Raw genomic sequence first — 300 nt, forward strand, 5'->3', positions numbered from 1 at the left:
ATTGTCCGTATCACTTAAGGCGCCATCACTGGTGACTATAGTTAAGCTGTCTGCACCGTTGTAATCGGCAACAGGAGTGTAAGATAAACCATCCAAAGCGGTGGTAATTGCAGCAGGAGATCCTGTTAAGGTCACACTGCCCGTTCCGTTATTCGTAATGGTAACCCCAGCTGTTGCCAGAGCCGTTAAACTGCCGTGTGCTACAGAAATCGTGGTGGTCACAGAAGCACTGTCAATGTCAGTCAGGCTGATGGCATTGCCATTAGCAGAGCTAAAGACTTGAGCGGTGTCTTCATTCGT

The 300-nt window shown here is 48.7% G+C and carries 1 protein-coding gene; it reads right to left on the reverse strand.

Going from position 1 to position 300, the window contains the following annotated elements; all coding sequences use genetic code 11:
- A partial coding sequence (locus Lqua_RS18570; protein WP_193787198.1) for a hypothetical protein occupies positions 1-300 on the reverse strand: 300 nt, incomplete at both ends.

Origin of the sequence: Legionella quateirensis (assembly GCF_001467955.1) — a bacterium.
Lineage (GTDB): Bacteria > Pseudomonadota > Gammaproteobacteria > Legionellales > Legionellaceae > Legionella > Legionella quateirensis.